The following is a 16,494-nucleotide window of genomic DNA, read 5'->3' as shown; positions in this document are numbered from 1 at the left end:
GTTCCCATGAGGGTTCGGGAAATCGGCGCATTATGCCGTAACCCCGGGCCGACTGCGCGTGTTCGCGGCTCATTTCGTCCGGCAACCCCGGCGTGGAGTGGCTCCGGGCGGGCAAGTTGCGGCGGAAGCTGCTAGAGTGCCGCCCGTCATTTCTCCCGAGGAACCGCCTGATGGCTACCAACCGCTCCCGCCGCCTGCGCAAGAAGCTTTGCGTCGATGAATTCCAGGAACTGGGCTTCGAGCTCACCTTCAGCTACAAGGAGGGCCTGGACCTGGAAGCGATTTCGGAGTTCTTCGAGCGTTTCATCGCGGAAGCGATCGAGAACAACGATCTGGGCTTCATCGGTGCCGCGGATTACGGCTTCGTCTGCCTCGGCAAGCGTGGCTCGGTAAGCGCGGAACAGCGTGCCCAGGTCGAAGCCTGGCTGCAGAAGGGCCACGCCGAACTGGCCGGTTCCACCGTCAGCCCGCTGCTCGATGTGTGGTACCCGGAGAACCCCGTCAACGCGTGACAGGGTCTGGAATGAAGAAGGGCGCCCATGGGCGTCCTTTTTTCTGCCCGGACGTTTTGTCGGGACGAGTGCATGGTGAGCGAATTCGTTCGCGAAAGGTCCGTGCCGCGATGCCGGGCATGCCCGGCAGGTCTTCGACCTGCTTCGCGATTGAAATCGCTCCTACAACCCCGCCTTGGCCAGGACCGCCGCCTCGTCCACCTCATCCATCTGTTCCGGCTTCAGGAATCGTCGCGCGTAGTCCAGATAGACCCCGGAGCGGATGAAGAGACCGAACAGGTCCGGGTCTATGTGGGCGCCGCGGCACATGCCGGTCATGATGCCTAGGGCTTCGGAGAGGGTCTTGCCCTTCTTGTAGGGACGGTCCACCGCGGTCAGCGCTTCGAAGATGTCAGCGATGGCCATCATGCGCGCCGGCAGGCTCATATCCTCGCGCTTGAGCCGCTTCGGGTAGCCGGTGCCGTCCATTTTCTCATGGTGCCCGCCGGCGATCTCCGCCACGTTCGCCAGGTGCCGCGGGAAGGGCAGGTGATTGAGCATCAGGATGGTCTGCACGATGTGGTGGTTGATGATGTAGCGCTCCTCGTCCGTCAGGGTGCCGCGACCGACGGAGAGGTTGTACAGCTCGCCGCGGTTGAACTTGTATTCGGGCACCTGGAGCTTGAACCCCCAGGGGTTGTCCGGCGATATCAGGTCGCTGGCGGGGCGTTCGAAGATGTGCTCGGGGCGATCGGCCAGCAGCTTTTCCTCCACCGGCAGCGGCTGTGGCGGCGTCCGAGCCAGGCGCTGGGCTTCCTCCCAGGACACGCCCAGGCGGTTGTCCAGGGTACGGGTCCAGCGGCGCTCGGCGATGCACTTCAGGCGTTCCTGGTCGGCCTCGGCCATGGCCTCGCTGCCCAAGTTGCAGCGAGCGACAAAGGCGAAGTCATCGTCCAGTGCCGCCAGCTCCTCGTCGCGTAGCCGGGCCTGCAGGCTCTCATCGGCGCCTCCGGCCAGGGCCTGCCAGTAGCCTATCCAGGCGTCGCGCTTGAGCACCTCGAAACGGGTACGGATCTCATGGATGCGGTCGTTCAGGGTTTCCAGCTTGGTGGCCTTGTCGACCACATATTCCGGGGTGGTGACTTTGCCGCAATCATGGAGCCAGGCCGCGATATGCAGGGCCTCCCACTCCTCGTCACTGGGATTGAAGCCGCGGAACGCCGGCTCGTTGCTGGCGGCCGCGGCCCGCGCCAGCATCAGGGTGATCTCCGGTACCCGCTGGCAGTGGCCGCCGGTATAGGGGCTCTTGGCGTCGATGGCGCCGGCCATCAGCTGGATGAAGGCATCCAGTAATTGCTTCTGGTTCACCAGCAACCGCTGGCTCTCGATGCAGAGCGCGGCCACGCCGGAGATGGCTTCGATGAAGGCGATGCGTTCCGGCTTGAGGATGGCGGGCCGCGCTTCCAGGCCGGTATCGCGGTGCAGCAGGACCAGCACGCCGATGGTGACTCCCTGGCGATTGTGCAGCCCGGTGCTGACCAGATGGGCCCGCGGGCTTTCCAGGGTCTGCAGCAGGTCCCGGTAGGCGCCGGCCTGGTCGAAACCGAAGGACTGCACCTGGCTGGGACCACCATGGGCCGGCAGCTCCAGCCAGCGCGGCATGGCCGGGCTTTCCAGGCTGTAACCGCGAATGCCATGGGCGGCGAGGTCCTGCTCGCGGTCATTGAGGAACAGGCCGTGGGGTTCCAGGCGCCCTTTCTGGCTGTCGATCAGGTAGAGGAGGCCGCCGGAGGCTTCGCTGATGTCGATGGTTTCATCGAGTACGCGGCGCAGCAGATTGTCGAAGCGGGTTTCCGCCGAGAGGCTGGCGGCGATCTCGAGGAAGCTGGAAATCGTCTCCTTCATTCCCGCCATGGCCACCGCCAATTGGTCCACTTCCAGCACCGGCGAGCGGCCCATGGCCGGATGGTGGAAGTTGAAGCTTCGGATGGCCTCGGCCTGGATGACCAGGGCCTTGAGCGGCTTGACCACCAGGCGCGAGAGCAGGTAGCCGAGGGGGACGCAGAGCAGCAGGATGGCCAGCGTCAGCATGGCACCCTGCCAGCGAATCCTGTAGGCATCGTCCAGCAGCTCGTCCTCGGGCACCAGTATGGCCAGTTGCAGGCCATTGGGCCCGCCTTCCTGCAGATGCGCGCGCGACACCACCCAGCGTCGCTCGGCGAGGTCGAGACTCGAGCGCAGGTCTCTCTGGCCATCCAGGGCAACGAAAGCGGCCAGGGCAGGGCTGAAGTCCTTCACTTCGCCAAGTTCCGGAGCACCATCGATCCGACGTACCAGCTTGCTGGTGTCGGGGTAGGCCACCGCACGGCCATCCGGCTGGTAGAGCACGACCTCGGTGGAGGGCGTGACCCGGTGACCGGCGAGGGTGGCCGAAAGGTCGTCCAGGGTCAGGTCGGCGCCTATCACGGCATCGCTGCCGCTTGGGCGCGCCAGGGTCGTGCCGACGGCGCCGCTGGAGAAGAACACATAGGGCGCAGTGGTGATCGCCCCGTCCTGCTCCAGGGCCCGGTAGTACCAGGGCCGGACTCGGGGGTCGTAACGTTCCTTGAGTTCCTGGCGGCGGACGATCTCGTTGAGCTTGTCGTCGAAGAAGAAGGTCAGCGAGCGGGCGCGGCTCAGGTTGTCGCGCTCGATGCTCCAGACCTGGAATACGGCGTTCGGTGGGGCATCGAAGGCTTTCTTCAGCACCTCGCTGCGCAAGGGGCGGACCATGAAAAAGTCGCCGTCGTCGTAGCCCAGGTAGAGGGCGGCCAGCTTGGGATTGTCGCGCAGGGCCTGGGTGAGTGGTTTGAGCAGGCCGTCGAGGCGGTCGAAGCCGTCCTGCTTCTGGTCCATGCCGTCCAGGGCCAGCAGGTTCAACAGCTGATGGATGGGCTGGTAGGTGTGCTGCAGGTCGGTTTCCACTTCCTGGCTGATGCGGCCGAAGAGCTCGTCGCTGCTGGAGAGGATGATCCGGCTGGTCTGGCGATAGTTGAAGAGCCCCAGGACCACGCCGGTGAGAAGTAGAAGCAGGGTGAAGAGCACGCTGATATGGACATGCAGGGGAAAGCGACGCCCAGCGAACTTTTGCGGCATTGCGGGAGCTCCTTAGCCCCTATCCCTGAGGGGCTAAAGGAGCATAGATGAGCCTTGTGGCGCTCGTCGTGCCAATTGCCCTGCGGGATCAGGGACCGTCCAGCAGCGGAACGATACTGGCCTTGAAACGCTCCAGGTCCAGGGGTTTGGCGAGGCAGGCCAGCAGCGGCAAACGGCGCTCGCGGCCCCGCTCCTGCAGGTCGGCAAGCTCCTCCTCGGCAAGGCTGCTGAGCAGGATTCCATAGCGAATACGGCCGTCGCGGTGGAGCCGCTCCAGCAGGACCAGGCCTTGCAGGTCGGGGAGATTCTGGTCGCAGATGGCCAGGTCGAAGGGAGGCTTTCCCTGCTCGCAGGCGCGAAAGGCTTCAGCGGCGTTCATCGCCAGGGTGACCTGGAAGTACCCCGGCTGGTCGAGCAGCATTTCTACCGCCCGCAGTTGCAAGGGATGGTCCTCGATCACCAGCACCTGGAGCTTCCGGTCGCCCTTGGACGGAGCCGCGTGCATGGCCTAGGCCTCTTTCGGGAGTGTCGAACCCGGCCAGCGCCGCAACCAGTTGGCGAACTCCCGGCCCGGCATGGGGTGGCCGAACAGGTAGCCCTGGCCCTGGGCACAGCCGAGTTCGCGCAGCTGCTCGAGCTGCCGGGTGGATTCAATGCCTTCGGCCACCGCATTCATGCCGAGGGAGGCGGCGAGCGCCAGACTGCTGGTTACCGCCGCCAAGACTCGCGGATTCTGTTCCATACCATGAATGAAGGAAGCATCCAGCTTGAGCTCGTTGCAGGGCAGCTGGCAGAGCCTTTGCAGCGAGGAGGTTCCGGTGCCGAAGTCGTCGATGGCGATGCCGCAGCCCATCAGGCGCAGGCGCAGCAGGTTCTCCAGGCTGTTGGCAGCTATTCCGGGCAGGCCGTTCTCGGTGATCTCGACGTTGATCAGGGAGGAGGGAAGCCGGTAGTAGTCCAGCAGCTCCTGCAGCCGCCCGGGCAGGTCCGGCTCCTCCAGCAGATAGGGTGGGCAGTTGATCGCCAGCGGCAGGCGGGACTCGGGCTGTTGCCACTGGAGAAAGGCCATGGCGGCCTTCAGCAGGTATTCGGTCAGGTCGCGGACCAGCCCCAACTCCTCGAGCAGTGGGAGAAGCCCGGCCGGGCCGAGCAGGCCCAGGCGCGGATGCTGCCAGCGCACCAGTACTTCGGCGCCTGCCGGCTGGAGGCTGCGCAGGTCGACCTTGGGTTGGTAGTAGGGCACCAATTGTCCCTGGATCAAGGCCAGACGGGCCTCTTGTGCCGTGGGCTGCGCATCGTCGGATTGGGCGCCCGCTGCCGGCGCTCCGCGCCGGTAGCGCAGGAGTACGTTGCGCAGGCTGTCCGGGCTCAGCACCTTGCCCAGGTCGCCCAGCACCTGCAGGCCGAGCAGGCGGGCCAGTTGCAGCGCGGCCAGGCGCAGGTCTGGGGCCAGGCCGCTGAACAGTGCCACGGAGCGGATGGCGCCGCACTCGGCGGCCTTGCGCAGGAAGGTCAGGCCATCCATGCCCGGCAGGTTGATGTCGCACAGCGCTATATCCACCGGACCATGGCTGGACAGCCTGACCAGGGCGGCTTCGCCATCGGCGGCGCAGAACAGGTTCCGGCAGCCCAGGGTGCGTAGTTGCTGGGCCACTACCTGGGCTTGAAAGGGGTGGTCTTCCAGCACCAGGATGCTGAGCGTTTCCATCGGGTGAGCCTCGGAGCGGCGAAAGACTGCCTATTTTCCGGCTGCTTCCGTAATGGACCAGCAGGCGAGTTCCTGAGACCAAGTAGGAAATTTCCGTTTTTCGGTGCGTCGACGTCTCTACCAGACAGGCCTGGACGGCAGGGATTTGGAACGCGTTACCCCGGAATCGGGAGGTCGTTTCCGTCGAGATCAGCCGTTGGTTGTAGGTGTGTGCCTAAGCTGGGGTAGGCGTATTCCTGAAGTGGCCCTCCGGCACCTCTCGGGGGTCGACAGTGCAACGCGCTTCTCTATCTTGGCAGCCACTGAATCGCGCCAAGGGAGAGGTGCCGTGAGCAAGCTGGTCAATCTGGATGATTTCCTCGAGCCGGGGAACGAGTCCGCCAACAAGGTCCTGATCGTCGACGACCACCCGGTGATACGTCTCGCCGTACGCCTGCTGCTGACTCGCGAAGGCTACGAAATCGTCGCGGAAACGGACAACGGCGTCGACGCCATCGCGCTGGCGCGGGAACACTTGCCGGACCTGGTGATTCTCGATATCGGCATCCCCAAGCTCGGCGGCCTCGACGTCATCGCCCGCCTGCATGCGCTGGACATGCCGATGCGGGTGCTGGTGCTGACCGGGCAGAACCCCAGCCACTACGCCACACGTTGCATGCAAGGCGGCGCAGCGGGTTTCGTCTGCAAGGAAGGCGACCTCGCCGAACTCACCGCGGCGGTGCGGGCCGTGCTTTCGGGCTACAGCTACTTCCCCAGCGAAGTGATCAGGTCCGGCAAGCGCCAGGTGGGGCTGTCCGACGAACTCGAGCTGATCGACCGCCTCTCCGACCGCGAGCTGGTGGTGCTCAAGTTTCTCGCCAACGGTTACAGCAACAAGGACATCGCCGAAGAGATGTTCATCAGCAACAAGACCGTCAGCACCTACAAGACCCGACTGATGCTCAAGCTCAATGCCCGCTCCCTGATCGAGCTGGTGGAGTTCGCTAATCGCAATGCCCTGCTGTGAACCTTGCCATGCGCCTGCCCGCCCTGCTGGCCAGCTCCCTGCTCGGGGCCCTGCTGTTTTCCCTGCCCAGCTTCGCAATCGAAGCCATTCCGCTGCAGTTGCTGGGGCGGTCCGACCTGCGCGACCTGCGGGTACCGCTGGACGAGCAGGACAGGCTCTGGCTGCAGCACAAGGGCGTATTGCGGATCGGCACCAGCGAACCTGATTTCCCGCCCTTCGACATCACCGCCAGTGGCCAGGACTATGAAGGCGTGACGGCCGACTACCTGCGGCTGATCGCACAGGCACTGCAGTTGGAAACCCAGGTCCTGCGCTACCCCGACCGGCACACCGCTCGCGATGCCCTGCGCGCCGGAGAGATCGACCTGCTGGGCAGCAGCCTGGAGATCGATGCCGCCAGTCCGGGCCTGATCCAGACCAGACCCTACGTGCAACACCAGCCGGTGATGGTGATGCGCATCGACGACCGGCGCGCCGTCGGTGGCGACCTCGGGGGCCTGCGCCTGGCCTTTTCCGAGGAAGGTCCGGGCCTGGACCTGATCGGCCGTCTCTCCCCCGACGCCCGTCCCAACCAGCACAGCTCGGTGCGCGGTGCGCTGCAGTCGGTCGCCTTCGGCCAGAACGATGTGTTCATCGGCGATGCCATCACCGCCAACTACCTGATCAGCCAGGGTTACCTGATCAATCTGCGAATGACCAACTTCGCCGGTTTCGATGGAGTGGGCGTCAGCTTTTCACTGTCGGCGAAGAGCCGGCGGCTGCGGCGCATCCTTGACCGTGCCATCGCTGCCATACCCGAATTCGAACGGGCCGAGATTTTGCGTCGCTGGGGCGGCGGGTCGGGGATGTTCCTCGAGGAAGCGCGGATGCAGCTGACCGAGCGCGAGCGGCTCTGGCTGAAGCAGCATGGCCCGGTCAGGCTGGTGGTGGATGGTTCCTTCGAGCCGCTGACCTTTTTCAATGCGCAGAAGCGCTTCCGTGGCATAACGCCCGACTTGCTGGAGCTGATCCGGCAGAAAACCGGCTTGGAATTCGAGGTCCAGGACGGCGTCAGCCTCCGGGGCATTCTCGACAGGCTGCGCAATGGCCAGGCCGATATGGCGGCGCCCCTGGTCTCGACGCCGGAGCGCAATGAGTTCCTCCGCTTCACCCGGCCCTATTTCAGCAGCAGCAACGTGCTGGTGGTCCGCAGCTCGGAGCAGGTGCTGGAAGGCCTGGACCAGCTCGATGGCAAGGTCCTCGCCATCCCGGACGGCCATGCCATGAGTGGCTATATCCAGCAGCACTTTCCCCGGGTGCGCCTGCTCGAAGTCGGCAGCGGCATCCAGGCGCTTTCCACCGTTGCCGAAGGCAAGGCCGATGGCGCGGTGCATGCTATGGCGTCGGCGAGCTTCCGGATCAACCGCTACTACCCCGGGAAGTTGCGAATCGCCGATACCATCGGGCGTGATCCGGCGCGGTATGCCTTTTCGGTGGTGCAGGGCGAACCCGAGTTGTTGAGCATCCTCGACAAGGCGCTGCTGTCCATCTCGCCGGACGAGCTGGGCAATATAGTCAACCGCTGGTACACCAATGCCGAGGTGGCCGAACGCACCTGGGTCGAGTACGAGGCGCGGCTCTACGAGGTGGGCTTCGCCTTCCTCCTGCTGTCGCTGCTGTTCGCCGCCTGGGCCCTCTACATGCGCCGCCAGGTGTATCGACGCGAGCGGCAGGAGCGCTGGCTCAATGACCAGCTGGAGTTCAAGCGCTCATTGACCGACGGCATTCCCTTCCCGCTGTCGGTGCGTGATCTGGAGGGGCGAACCCTCATCTGCAATCGCAGCTTCGTCGAGGCCTTCGGCGTACCTCGGGAGGCCCTGATAGGCAAGCACCTGACGGAAGTGCCGGGCCTCCAGGCCGATGCCCTGGAAGAGCTGGACCGCCTGGGCCTGCGCGCCCTCGAGGAAGGCGAGGCACTGTTCAGCGACCAGCAGTTGCATTTCGGTGAACGGACTCAGGAAGTCTCCTACTGGGCCATTCCTTACCGGAACGCCCAGCAGCGCATCCTCGGCCTGATCTGCGGCTGGGTCGATATCACCGAGCGCAATCGCCTGGTAGCCGAACTGCGCCAGGCCAAGGACCAGGCCGAGCTGGCCAGCGTGGCGAAGAGCCGGTTCCTCGCCACCATGAGCCATGAGATTCGCACCCCGCTGAACGCCATCATCGGCATGCTCGAGCTGGCCCTCCAGCGCGAAGGGCTGGACCGTGAGGCGATCACCGTGGCCCAGGACTCGGCCAATTCGCTGCTGGCGCTGATCGGCGACATCCTCGATATCGCCAAGATCGAATCCGGGCGCATGGTCCTCGAACCTCGGAGGGCGACGCCCGGGGCATTAGTGGAGTCGGTGGTGCGGGTATTCGAAGGGCTGGCGTGGCAGAAGGGCTTGAAGCTGTCCCTGAGCCTGGACCTGGACACCCAGGACGACGTGATGGTCGATCCATCCTGTTTCAAGCAGATACTTTCCAACCTCGTCAGCAATGCCATCAAGTTTACCGAGCAGGGCGAGGTCCGCGTCCGCCTGCTGGTCAGCCGGGTCGGCGAAGAGCTGATGCAGCTGACTGCGGTGGTGGAAGACAGCGGTATCGGCATCACGGCGGAAGACCAGAAGCAACTGTTCCAGCCCTTCACCCAACTGGCCGGCAGCATGAATGCCGGGACTGGCGGTACCGGCCTGGGCCTGAGCATCTGCCGCCGGCTGGTGGAGATGATGGGCGGGCGCCTGGAGTTGCACAGCAAGCGCGGAGTGGGCACGCAGATCACGGTGATCCTGTGCCTGCCCCGTCTGGCGCCCTTGCCCCAGGTGGCGGCGCTGCCCGCGCCTGCGGAGCCGCCCCGGCAGGTCCTACGCGTGCTGGTGGTGGACGATCACCCGGCCAATCGCCTGTTGCTGGTGCAGCAGCTGGAGTTCCTCGGGCACCTGACCGAGCAGGCCGAGAATGGCCAGGCGGCGCTGGATATCTGGCGGCAGGCGGCTTTCGACCTGGTCATCACCGACTGCAATATGCCGGTGATGGGCGGCTACGAATTCGCCCGGCACATCCGTGAACTGGAGCGCGAGGCGGTCGCCGCCCCCTGCCGGATCGTCGGCCTGACTGCCAACGCCCAGGCGGACGAACGTACGCGCTGCCGCGAGGCGGGCATGGACGATTGCCTGTTCAAGCCGATTGGCCTGGACGCACTGCGGCGCTACCTGCAGAAACTGGCCACGTTGCCTGCCGAGCCAGAGGATATCGGCCGCAATCCCCAGCCGATGCGCCTTGACCTGGGACTGCTGGACAGCGCCACCGGCGGTTCGCCCGAGCTGACCCGCAGCCTGCTGACTGAGCTGCGCCGGACCAACCGAACCGACATGCTGGCACTGGAAGCCCTGCTGCAGGCAGGCAACTGGGATGACCTGGAGCGGCTGGTGCACAGGATCAAGGGGGCGGTGCAGCTGATCGCCGCGCAGCCGCTGCTCGAACACTGCATCGAGTTTGGCGACGCCCATGAGCGTGGTGCCCCGGATACCAGGCTGCGGGAACTGGGCGAAGCGGTGCGGCGCAGCCTGCATGCCCTGCAAGGAGCGCTGGCGCAGCGCCTGCAAAGCTGAGGCGCGTGCTCCTCGCTACTTTCCCTCGCGTGCTGCTTCCATCCGTGGTGCTGGAGCGCCCCAGCGCTGCCGGGCGCGGTGGGCGAGGTAGGCCACCAGCAGTGCCAGCGCCGCGCCCAGCAAGGTGTTGTAGAGGCGCAGCTCGGGCAGGTGCCAGTCGAGGGACAGGCCCTCGGCCAGCAGCACGAAGCACACAGTGGTCTGCACCACGAACAGGCCGTAGTGCTGGGCGATGTAGGCCCGGCTGAGGACGATCAGCGGCAGCATGCAGGCCACCAGCAGGGCGGGGCTCTGCAACCAGCTGCCCACGGCGATCAGGATCAGCGCGCCGATCAGGCTGCCCAGGCAGCGCTGGATGCCGCGTACCAGGCTGCCGTTGAGGTCCATCTGGAGGGTGGTCATCACCGTCAGCGTCAGCCAGTAGCCCCGTGGCAGGCCGGAGAGGTTGACCGCCAGGCCCGCGAGGGCGCCGGCCAGGGAGCAGGCGAGAGCGTGGATCAGCCAGAGCCGCTGGGGCAGGCGCCGGGCATGGCGCCGCATCACTCGTGCGAAGTTGCCGAGGGGCGGCATCAGCGGCCACAACCGCAGACCCTGGGACGCGCGCAGGGCGAAGGCCAGCAACATTACCCAGAGTCCACCCAGGGCGAACAGCGCTCCCACCGCCATCCCGTTATGCAGATTGCCGAGCCCCGCCTGGCCCTGGCCCAGGCAGAGGCAGGCGGCCAGCCCCACGCCCAGCTTGCCCAACTCGGTACCATAGCGTTGCAGCCCGGCCAGCAGCAGGCCCATCAGGGCGAAGCTGGCCAGGCTCGCCAGCGGATGGCTGGCCGCCCAGAAGCCGACACCGGCGCTGATGGCACCCAACCCGGTGAGCAGGGTCATGCGCAGCATGCCTAGGCGGTGGAAGGGGTTGGCCAGGGCGGCCTGAAAGGCACCGGTGGCGGCCCAGAGAAAACCGCTGTGGCTGGTGAACAGGCCCAGCATCAGCGGCAGCCCGCAGCCCATGCCTGCCATCAGAGCCGCGCCCCAGGCGGGTGGTCCGGCGTGCCAGCGCAGGCTCTGTCGGAACAAGGTACGCATCAGCGCTACTCCTGGAAGCCTGGGTTCAGGTCGGGCTGGAGCGGCCGGTCATCTCACGGGCCATTTCGGTAGCGTAGCTGTCGGTCATGCCGGCGATGAAGTCGATCATCCGGATGAAGGATTTGTACAGGGGCCAGCCGGGATCAGGGGCGTTGTTGCCGAGCAGGTCGAGGATGCGCCTGTGCTTGAAGGATGGGGTGCGTCCTCCGTGCTGCTCCAGGGCGGCGCCACAGAAGGCATTGAGGAGGATTTCCAGGGTGGTGTAGGCGCCGATCTCGTGGAGCGTCTTTCGCTTGTCCTGGAAGATCTTCTCGCGGGCGATGGCCTTGGCCTCGAGCACGCAGCGCTTGGCCGGGCCATGCATGTGCTCCACCAGGTCGCCTTGCAGGCTGCCGGCCAGCAGGGTGTCCTGCTGTTCGACGAAGGCGCGGGCGGCGGCGTTGGTCAGGTGTTCGATGGCCTTGCCGCGAAGGATCGCCAGCTTGCGCCGGCGCGAATCCCTGGGGCCTAGCTGGCGGTAGGTTTCCGGCAGGTCATCACCCACCAGGCCGAGCAGCAAGGCTTCGACCTCCGCATACTCCAGCAGCTCCATTTCCAGGCCGTCTTCCAGGTCGATCAGGCCGTAGCAGATGTCGTCCGCCGCCTCCATCAGGTACACCAGCGGGTGACGCGCCCAGCGGTGTTCGTCGATTCGAGGCAGCTCCAGCTTGCTGGCGATCTGTTCGAGCAGGGGCAGCTCGCTCTGGTAGCAACCGAACTTGTGCTTCTTGTAGCCCAGCGCTTCGGCATGGCGCGAGGTCCAGGGGTACTTCAGGTAGGTACCGAGAGTGGCGTAGGTCAGACGCATGCCGCCGTCGAACTGGTGGTATTCCAGCTGGGTCAGCACCCGCAAGCCCTGGGCGTTGCCTTCGAAGCTGAGGAAGTCGGCGCGCTCGGCCTCGCTCATGGCGTCCAGCCAGCCCCGTGCGGCGGCCTGCTGGAACCAGTGGCGGATGGCGTCTTCGCCCGAGTGGCCGAACGGCGGGTTGCCGATGTCGTGGGCCAGGCAGGCGGACTGGACGATGACGCCCAGGTCCGAGGGCTCGCACCAGTCCGGCAGGGCGTCGCGCAGGGTTTCGCCGACGCGCATGCCCAGGGAACGGCCCACGCAGCTCACTTCCAGCGAGTGGGTGAGGCGCGTGTGGATATGGTCGTTGCTGGAGACCGGGTGCACCTGGGTCTTGCGCCCGAGGCGGCGGAAGGCCCCGGAGAAGATGATGCGGTCGTGGTCCTTGTGGAAGGGGCTGCGGCCCAGTTCTGCGGTGCTGTGCGCCGGTTTGCCGAGACGTTCGCGGGTGAGCAGGGTCTGCCAGTCCAAGGCCGGTCCTCGCCGTTCAGTGGCTGAAGACCTTACTCTAACCCAAGCGTCCGTCGGCGGTTCAGTCCATTGCCTGGCACGTGGCGTCCATGTCTGCCTTGGCAGCCGGGGCTAGTCTTGGCCGGAGCCGGGTGGACGCCTGAGGAACGCCTGCAGCAGGGGGTAGAGCGCACCGCCCAGACGCAACCCGCGTCTCAGACTGCCCTTGCGCGCGGCAAGGAATCCGAGGGCGGCGACCGCGGCCATGCCCCACAGCGGTGCGTGGGGGATTTCCAGTTGGCGGGTGAATTCCTGGGCCTGGCGCAGGGGCTGGGTGAGCAGCAGGGATTCGTGGCGCAGTTCCTGGCGCTGCATCTCCAGGCGCAGGCGCACCAGTGCCTTGCGCATATCACGGCGGCTGGCCTTGCGTGGCAGTTCCGGCATGGTCATGGCAACAGGCGCTCGCGGTCGCGGGCCAGCTCTTCGAGCGTGGCATCGAAGGGGGATTCATCGTCATCCACCGCTGCGTGGAGACGCACGCCACAGTAAATGGTGGCGAGCAGATAGAAGAGGCAGAGCCCGCCCAGGGCCTCGAAACGCCAGCTGTCCCACAGCAGCATCAGCAGCAGGCCGGAGAGGCCGATTACCAGCAGCATGGCGAAGATCAGTGTGAGGCCGCCGAACAGCAGCAGGAAGAGGCTGTTGGCCTTCTGTTCCTGCAATTCGATGCCGAACAGCTCCACATGGCTATGCAGCAGGCCGAGCAGGGAGGCGCTCAACCGCCTGGGCGAAGGGCCGCGCCCCGCCGGCCGGTCGGAGGAGTCACTCATGGTCAGCGCCGGGCGGCCAGCAAGCCGAGGAGAAACCCGATGCCGGCGGAAATGCCGATGCTCTGCCAGGGATGCTCCTGCACGTAGCCTTCGGTGGCCTGGACGGCGGCCTGGCCGCGTTCGCGCAGGTTCTGTTCGGTATCGCGAAGGGTGTCGCGAGCCCGTTTCAGGCTGTCGTTGATCTGTAGGCGCAGTTCATCAGCCTGGTCTCCCGCCAGGTTGGCGGTGTCTTGCAGGAGCTTCTCGGTGTCGCTGACCAGGGTCTGGAAGTCGGCCAACAGGTCGTCCTGTGAGCGGGTAGCGGTCTTACGGGGCATGGCGATTCTCCTTGTAGGACTCAATGCCTATGAGTCCGCGCCTTCTTCCAAGGTTCACTCTGAATTTTTCTGGGGGGTACTGGTATAGCGCTTGCATCGGGCTGGTGCGCGGTTGTGGCGCTGTGCTCTCGATCGGGGCGTCCAGGAGGGGCCTGCCTGTCGCGAAATAAGCGCACAACCTTATGAAAACGAAAGAAAAGCTTAATCAAGACAAATCCTTGCGCCTGCCTGCGCGCACCAAATCGGGATCCTGATCCGGTCCTTTGCGGTGCGGCATGGCATCAGGATGGTGCGCGCCTGGGTCGCCTTGAACTGCTTTGGTGCTTTTTCCTCGCTGCCGGAGTTCCCTTCGCCAATGGAAAACCTCAATAGCGCCGTGGAGACCCTGATCCACGGTTCCAACACCCTGTTCATCCTGATGGGCGCCGTGATGGTGCTGGCCATGCATGCCGGCTTCGCGTTCCTCGAAGTCGGCACCGTGCGCCAGAAGAACCAGGTCAACGCCCTGTCGAAGATTCTCTCTGACTTCGCGGTTTCGACCCTGGCCTACTTCTTCGTCGGCTATTGGGTCGCCTACGGCGTGTCCTTTCTCGAGCCCGCCAGCGTGCTGGCCGGCGATCATGGTTACGCCCTGGTGAAGTTCTTCTTCCTGCTGACCTTCGCCGCGGCCATCCCGGCGATCATTTCCGGTGGCATCGCCGAGCGCGCCAGGTTCTGCCCGCAACTCTGCGCCACGCTGCTGATAGTCGCCTTCATCTATCCCTTCTTCGAAGGCCTGATCTGGAACGGCAACTTCGGCTTCCAGGAGTGGCTGAAGAATGACTTCGGCGCCAGCTTCCATGACTTCGCCGGCTCAGTGGTGGTGCATGCCGTTGGCGGCTGGCTGGCCTTCGGTGCGGTACTGCTGTTGGGCCATCGCAATGGCCGCTACCGCGAGGGCCGCCTGGTGGCTTTCGCTCCCTCGAACATTCCCTTCCTGGCACTGGGTTCCTGGATCCTCATCGTCGGCTGGTTCGGCTTCAACGTCATGAGCGCCCAGACCCTGCAAGGTGTCAGCGGCCTGGTGGCGGTCAACTCGCTGATGGCCATGGTCGGCGGCACCATCGCCGCGCTGCTGATCGGGCGCAATGACCCGGGCTTCCTTCACAACGGTCCGCTCGCCGGGCTGGTTGCGGTGTGCGCCGGCTCCGACCTGATGCATCCGGTCGGCGCCCTGGCCACCGGCGCCGTGGCGGGTGGCCTGTTCGTCTGGGCCTTCACCGCCACCCAGGTGAAGTGGAAGATCGACGACGTCCTCGGTGTCTGGCCGCTACACGGCCTGTGCGGTGTCTGGGGCGGCATCGCCTGCGGGATCTTCGGCCAGGAAGCCCTCGGTGGCCTGGGCGGCGTCAGCCTGGTCAGCCAGCTGATCGGCACCGGTCTTGGTGTGCTGGTGGCGCTGGCGGGCGGCTTCCTGGTCTACGGCCTGCTCAAGGCCACGGTAGGGATTCGCCTGAGTCAGGAAGAGGAGTATTACGGCGCGGACCTCTCGGTGCACAAGATCGGCGCCACCTCACAGGACTGAGCCGCGCCGTTCGTAGGGCGGGCCACGCTTCACCGGCCCACCAGCGGAGTTCGGCAGGACCACGCTTGGGGGACATGAAAAGCGATGTCCACGCCACGGAAAGATAAAAACCCGCCGATTGGCGGGCTTTTCGTCATGCGACGTCAGTAGGAGCGAGCTTGCTCGCGAACGGGGCCTCCATTCGCCAGCAAGCTGGCTCCTACACGCCGAGATCTACCAGAGCGGCACCACGTAGCTGAGGATCAGGCGGTTCTCGTCGATGTCGCTGCCGAAATTGGTGGAGCGCACCGTGGCATTGCGCCATTTGATGCCGAAGTTCTTCAGCGGGCCGTCCTGGAACACGTAGGCGATGTCGGTGTTGCGTTCCCATTCCTTGCCGTCTTCGCGGTTGGCGCCGAGGTCGACGTTGTCGCCGGACAGGTAGCGGGTCATGAAGGTCAGGCCGGGAATGCCGAGGCTGGCGAAGTTGTAGTCGTAGCGGGCCTGCCAGGATTTCTCGTCCTTGTTGGCGAAGTCGCCGATCTGTACGTAGTTGACCAGGAAGGGGTCGGTGCCGTTGATGTAGGCGAAGCCGGTGTCGCCGCTCATGCTCTGGTAGCCGAGGCCGAAGGCATGGCCGCCGAGGGCGTAGGTGAACATGGCGCCGAAGGCCTTGTTGTCGACGTTGCTGGTGCCCTCGTCGGTGGAGCGGGCGAAGCGCAGGTCGCTCTTCAGCGACTGCTTGTCGCCCAGCGGCAGCAGGTGCACGGCGCTGACATAGTGTTGCTTGTAGAAGTCGTCCAGCTCGCCGTAGTGGTAGCCGGTGCTGAGGCTGTCGTTCCACTTGTAGCTGGCGCCGGCGAAGTTGAAGGCATCGCTGGTGGTGCCGCGGCGGAAGCTGATACCGCGGGCGCCGCCGTTGGCGATGGTCATGTCCTCGTAGTCGGAGGAGTCGCGCTGGTTGACCTGCTTGAGCTGGCCGGCGTCGAAGGTCAGGCCGTCGAGTTCCAGGGAGTTCAGGTGGCCGCCCTGGAAGGTCTGCGGCAGCAGGCGCGAGTCGTTGTACTGGACCACCGGCAGCTTGGGCAACAGGGTGCCGACCTTGAGCACGCTCTTCGAGGCGCGCAGCTTGGCGGTGAGGCCGAGTTCGCCGTATTCGTCCTGGGCGCGGCCGGTTTCGCGGTCGCGTTTCAGCAGGCCGGTGCCGCTGCGGTCGGGGCTGGAGTCGAGCTTGACGCCGAGCAGGCCGAGGGCATCGACGCCGACGCCGACCGTGCCTTCGGTGAAGCCGGATTCATAGCGCAGGAGGAAGCCCTGGGCCCACTCCTCGGCCTTGGCCTGGGGCGCATTGTCCTGGCGGAAGTCGCGGTTGAAGTAGAAATTGCGCAGTTCCAGGCTGGCCTTGCTGTCCTTGATGAA

13 protein-coding genes are annotated in these 16,494 nt (G+C 65.4%); 4 read left to right on the top strand and 9 right to left on the bottom strand.

Going from position 1 to position 16,494, the window contains the following annotated elements; genetic code table 11:
- The first annotated feature begins 170 nt into the window (after positions 1-170).
- Complete coding sequence (locus E8F12_RS19465) at positions 171-512, top strand: 50S ribosome-binding protein YggL (RefSeq protein WP_280326842.1); 342 nt, start codon at positions 171-173, stop codon at positions 510-512.
- A 162-nt stretch (positions 513-674) separates the two neighbouring features.
- Here the strand turns inward: E8F12_RS19465 and E8F12_RS19460 are convergent, their stop codons facing one another.
- The 3 genes from E8F12_RS19460 to E8F12_RS19450 form a co-directional block, all read right to left on the bottom strand.
- On the bottom strand, positions 675-3,626 hold the full coding sequence (locus E8F12_RS19460; protein WP_280326841.1) for an HD domain-containing phosphohydrolase: 2,952 nt from the start codon (positions 3,624-3,626) through the stop codon (positions 675-677).
- An 88-nt stretch (positions 3,627-3,714) separates the two neighbouring features.
- Complete coding sequence (locus E8F12_RS19455; RefSeq protein ID WP_280326840.1) at positions 3,715-4,131, bottom strand: response regulator; 417 nt, start codon at positions 4,129-4,131, stop codon at positions 3,715-3,717.
- A 3-nt stretch (positions 4,132-4,134) separates the two neighbouring features.
- Positions 4,135-5,334 (bottom strand): EAL domain-containing response regulator, encoded by a 1,200-nt coding sequence (locus E8F12_RS19450; RefSeq protein ID WP_280326839.1) that lies wholly within the window; start codon positions 5,332-5,334, stop codon positions 4,135-4,137.
- A gap of 328 nt (positions 5,335-5,662) precedes the next feature.
- Here E8F12_RS19450 and E8F12_RS19445 point away from each other — a divergent pair, with 328 nt between their 5' ends.
- Together E8F12_RS19445 and E8F12_RS19440 are read left to right on the top strand one after the other, a co-directional pair.
- Positions 5,663-6,340: a response regulator transcription factor gene (locus tag E8F12_RS19445; RefSeq protein ID WP_280326838.1), complete on the top strand. Its 678-nt coding sequence runs from the start codon at positions 5,663-5,665 to the stop codon at positions 6,338-6,340.
- A gap of 8 nt (positions 6,341-6,348) precedes the next feature.
- Positions 6,349-9,969, top strand: a complete 3,621-nt coding sequence (locus tag E8F12_RS19440) for a transporter substrate-binding domain-containing protein (RefSeq protein ID WP_280326837.1) — start codon at positions 6,349-6,351, stop codon at positions 9,967-9,969.
- A 15-nt stretch (positions 9,970-9,984) separates the two neighbouring features.
- On the opposite strand, the gene E8F12_RS19435 is transcribed toward E8F12_RS19440, so the two are convergent.
- The 5 genes from E8F12_RS19435 to E8F12_RS19415 form a co-directional block, all read right to left on the bottom strand.
- On the bottom strand, positions 9,985-11,049 hold the full coding sequence (locus tag E8F12_RS19435; protein WP_280326836.1) for an FUSC family protein: 1,065 nt from the start codon (positions 11,047-11,049) through the stop codon (positions 9,985-9,987).
- A 25-nt stretch (positions 11,050-11,074) separates the two neighbouring features.
- Positions 11,075-12,406 carry a deoxyguanosinetriphosphate triphosphohydrolase gene (locus E8F12_RS19430; RefSeq protein WP_280326835.1) on the bottom strand — a complete coding sequence of 444 codons (1,332 nt, stop codon included), beginning with the start codon at positions 12,404-12,406 and terminating at the stop codon, positions 11,075-11,077.
- A 111-nt stretch (positions 12,407-12,517) separates the two neighbouring features.
- Positions 12,518-12,835, bottom strand: coding sequence for a hypothetical protein (locus E8F12_RS19425; protein WP_280326834.1), 318 nt, complete (start codon positions 12,833-12,835; stop codon positions 12,518-12,520).
- Complete coding sequence (locus E8F12_RS19420; RefSeq protein WP_280326833.1) at positions 12,832-13,215, bottom strand: phage holin family protein; 384 nt, start codon at positions 13,213-13,215, stop codon at positions 12,832-12,834. The genes E8F12_RS19425 and E8F12_RS19420 overlap by 4 nt, the downstream gene beginning before the upstream one ends.
- Before the next feature lie 2 nt (positions 13,216-13,217).
- Positions 13,218-13,532 (bottom strand): YqjD family protein, encoded by a 315-nt coding sequence (locus tag E8F12_RS19415; protein WP_280326832.1) that lies wholly within the window; start codon positions 13,530-13,532, stop codon positions 13,218-13,220.
- Between the two features lie 355 nt (positions 13,533-13,887).
- Between E8F12_RS19415 and E8F12_RS19410 the strand changes: the two genes are divergently transcribed.
- Positions 13,888-15,096, top strand: coding sequence for an ammonium transporter (locus E8F12_RS19410; RefSeq protein WP_280326831.1), 1,209 nt, complete (start codon positions 13,888-13,890; stop codon positions 15,094-15,096).
- Positions 15,097-15,309: 213 nt separating this feature from the next.
- On the opposite strand, the gene E8F12_RS19405 is transcribed toward E8F12_RS19410, so the two are convergent.
- A partial coding sequence (locus E8F12_RS19405) for an OprD family porin (RefSeq protein ID WP_280326830.1) occupies positions 15,310-16,494 on the bottom strand: 1,185 nt, incomplete at its 5' end.

It is taken from the genome of Pseudomonas sp. BN102, assembly GCF_029871245.1.
GTDB lineage: Bacteria > Pseudomonadota > Gammaproteobacteria > Pseudomonadales > Pseudomonadaceae > Metapseudomonas.
The sequence above is the reverse complement of the archived record's forward strand: the minus strand, read 5'-3'. Positions and strand labels throughout refer to the sequence as shown.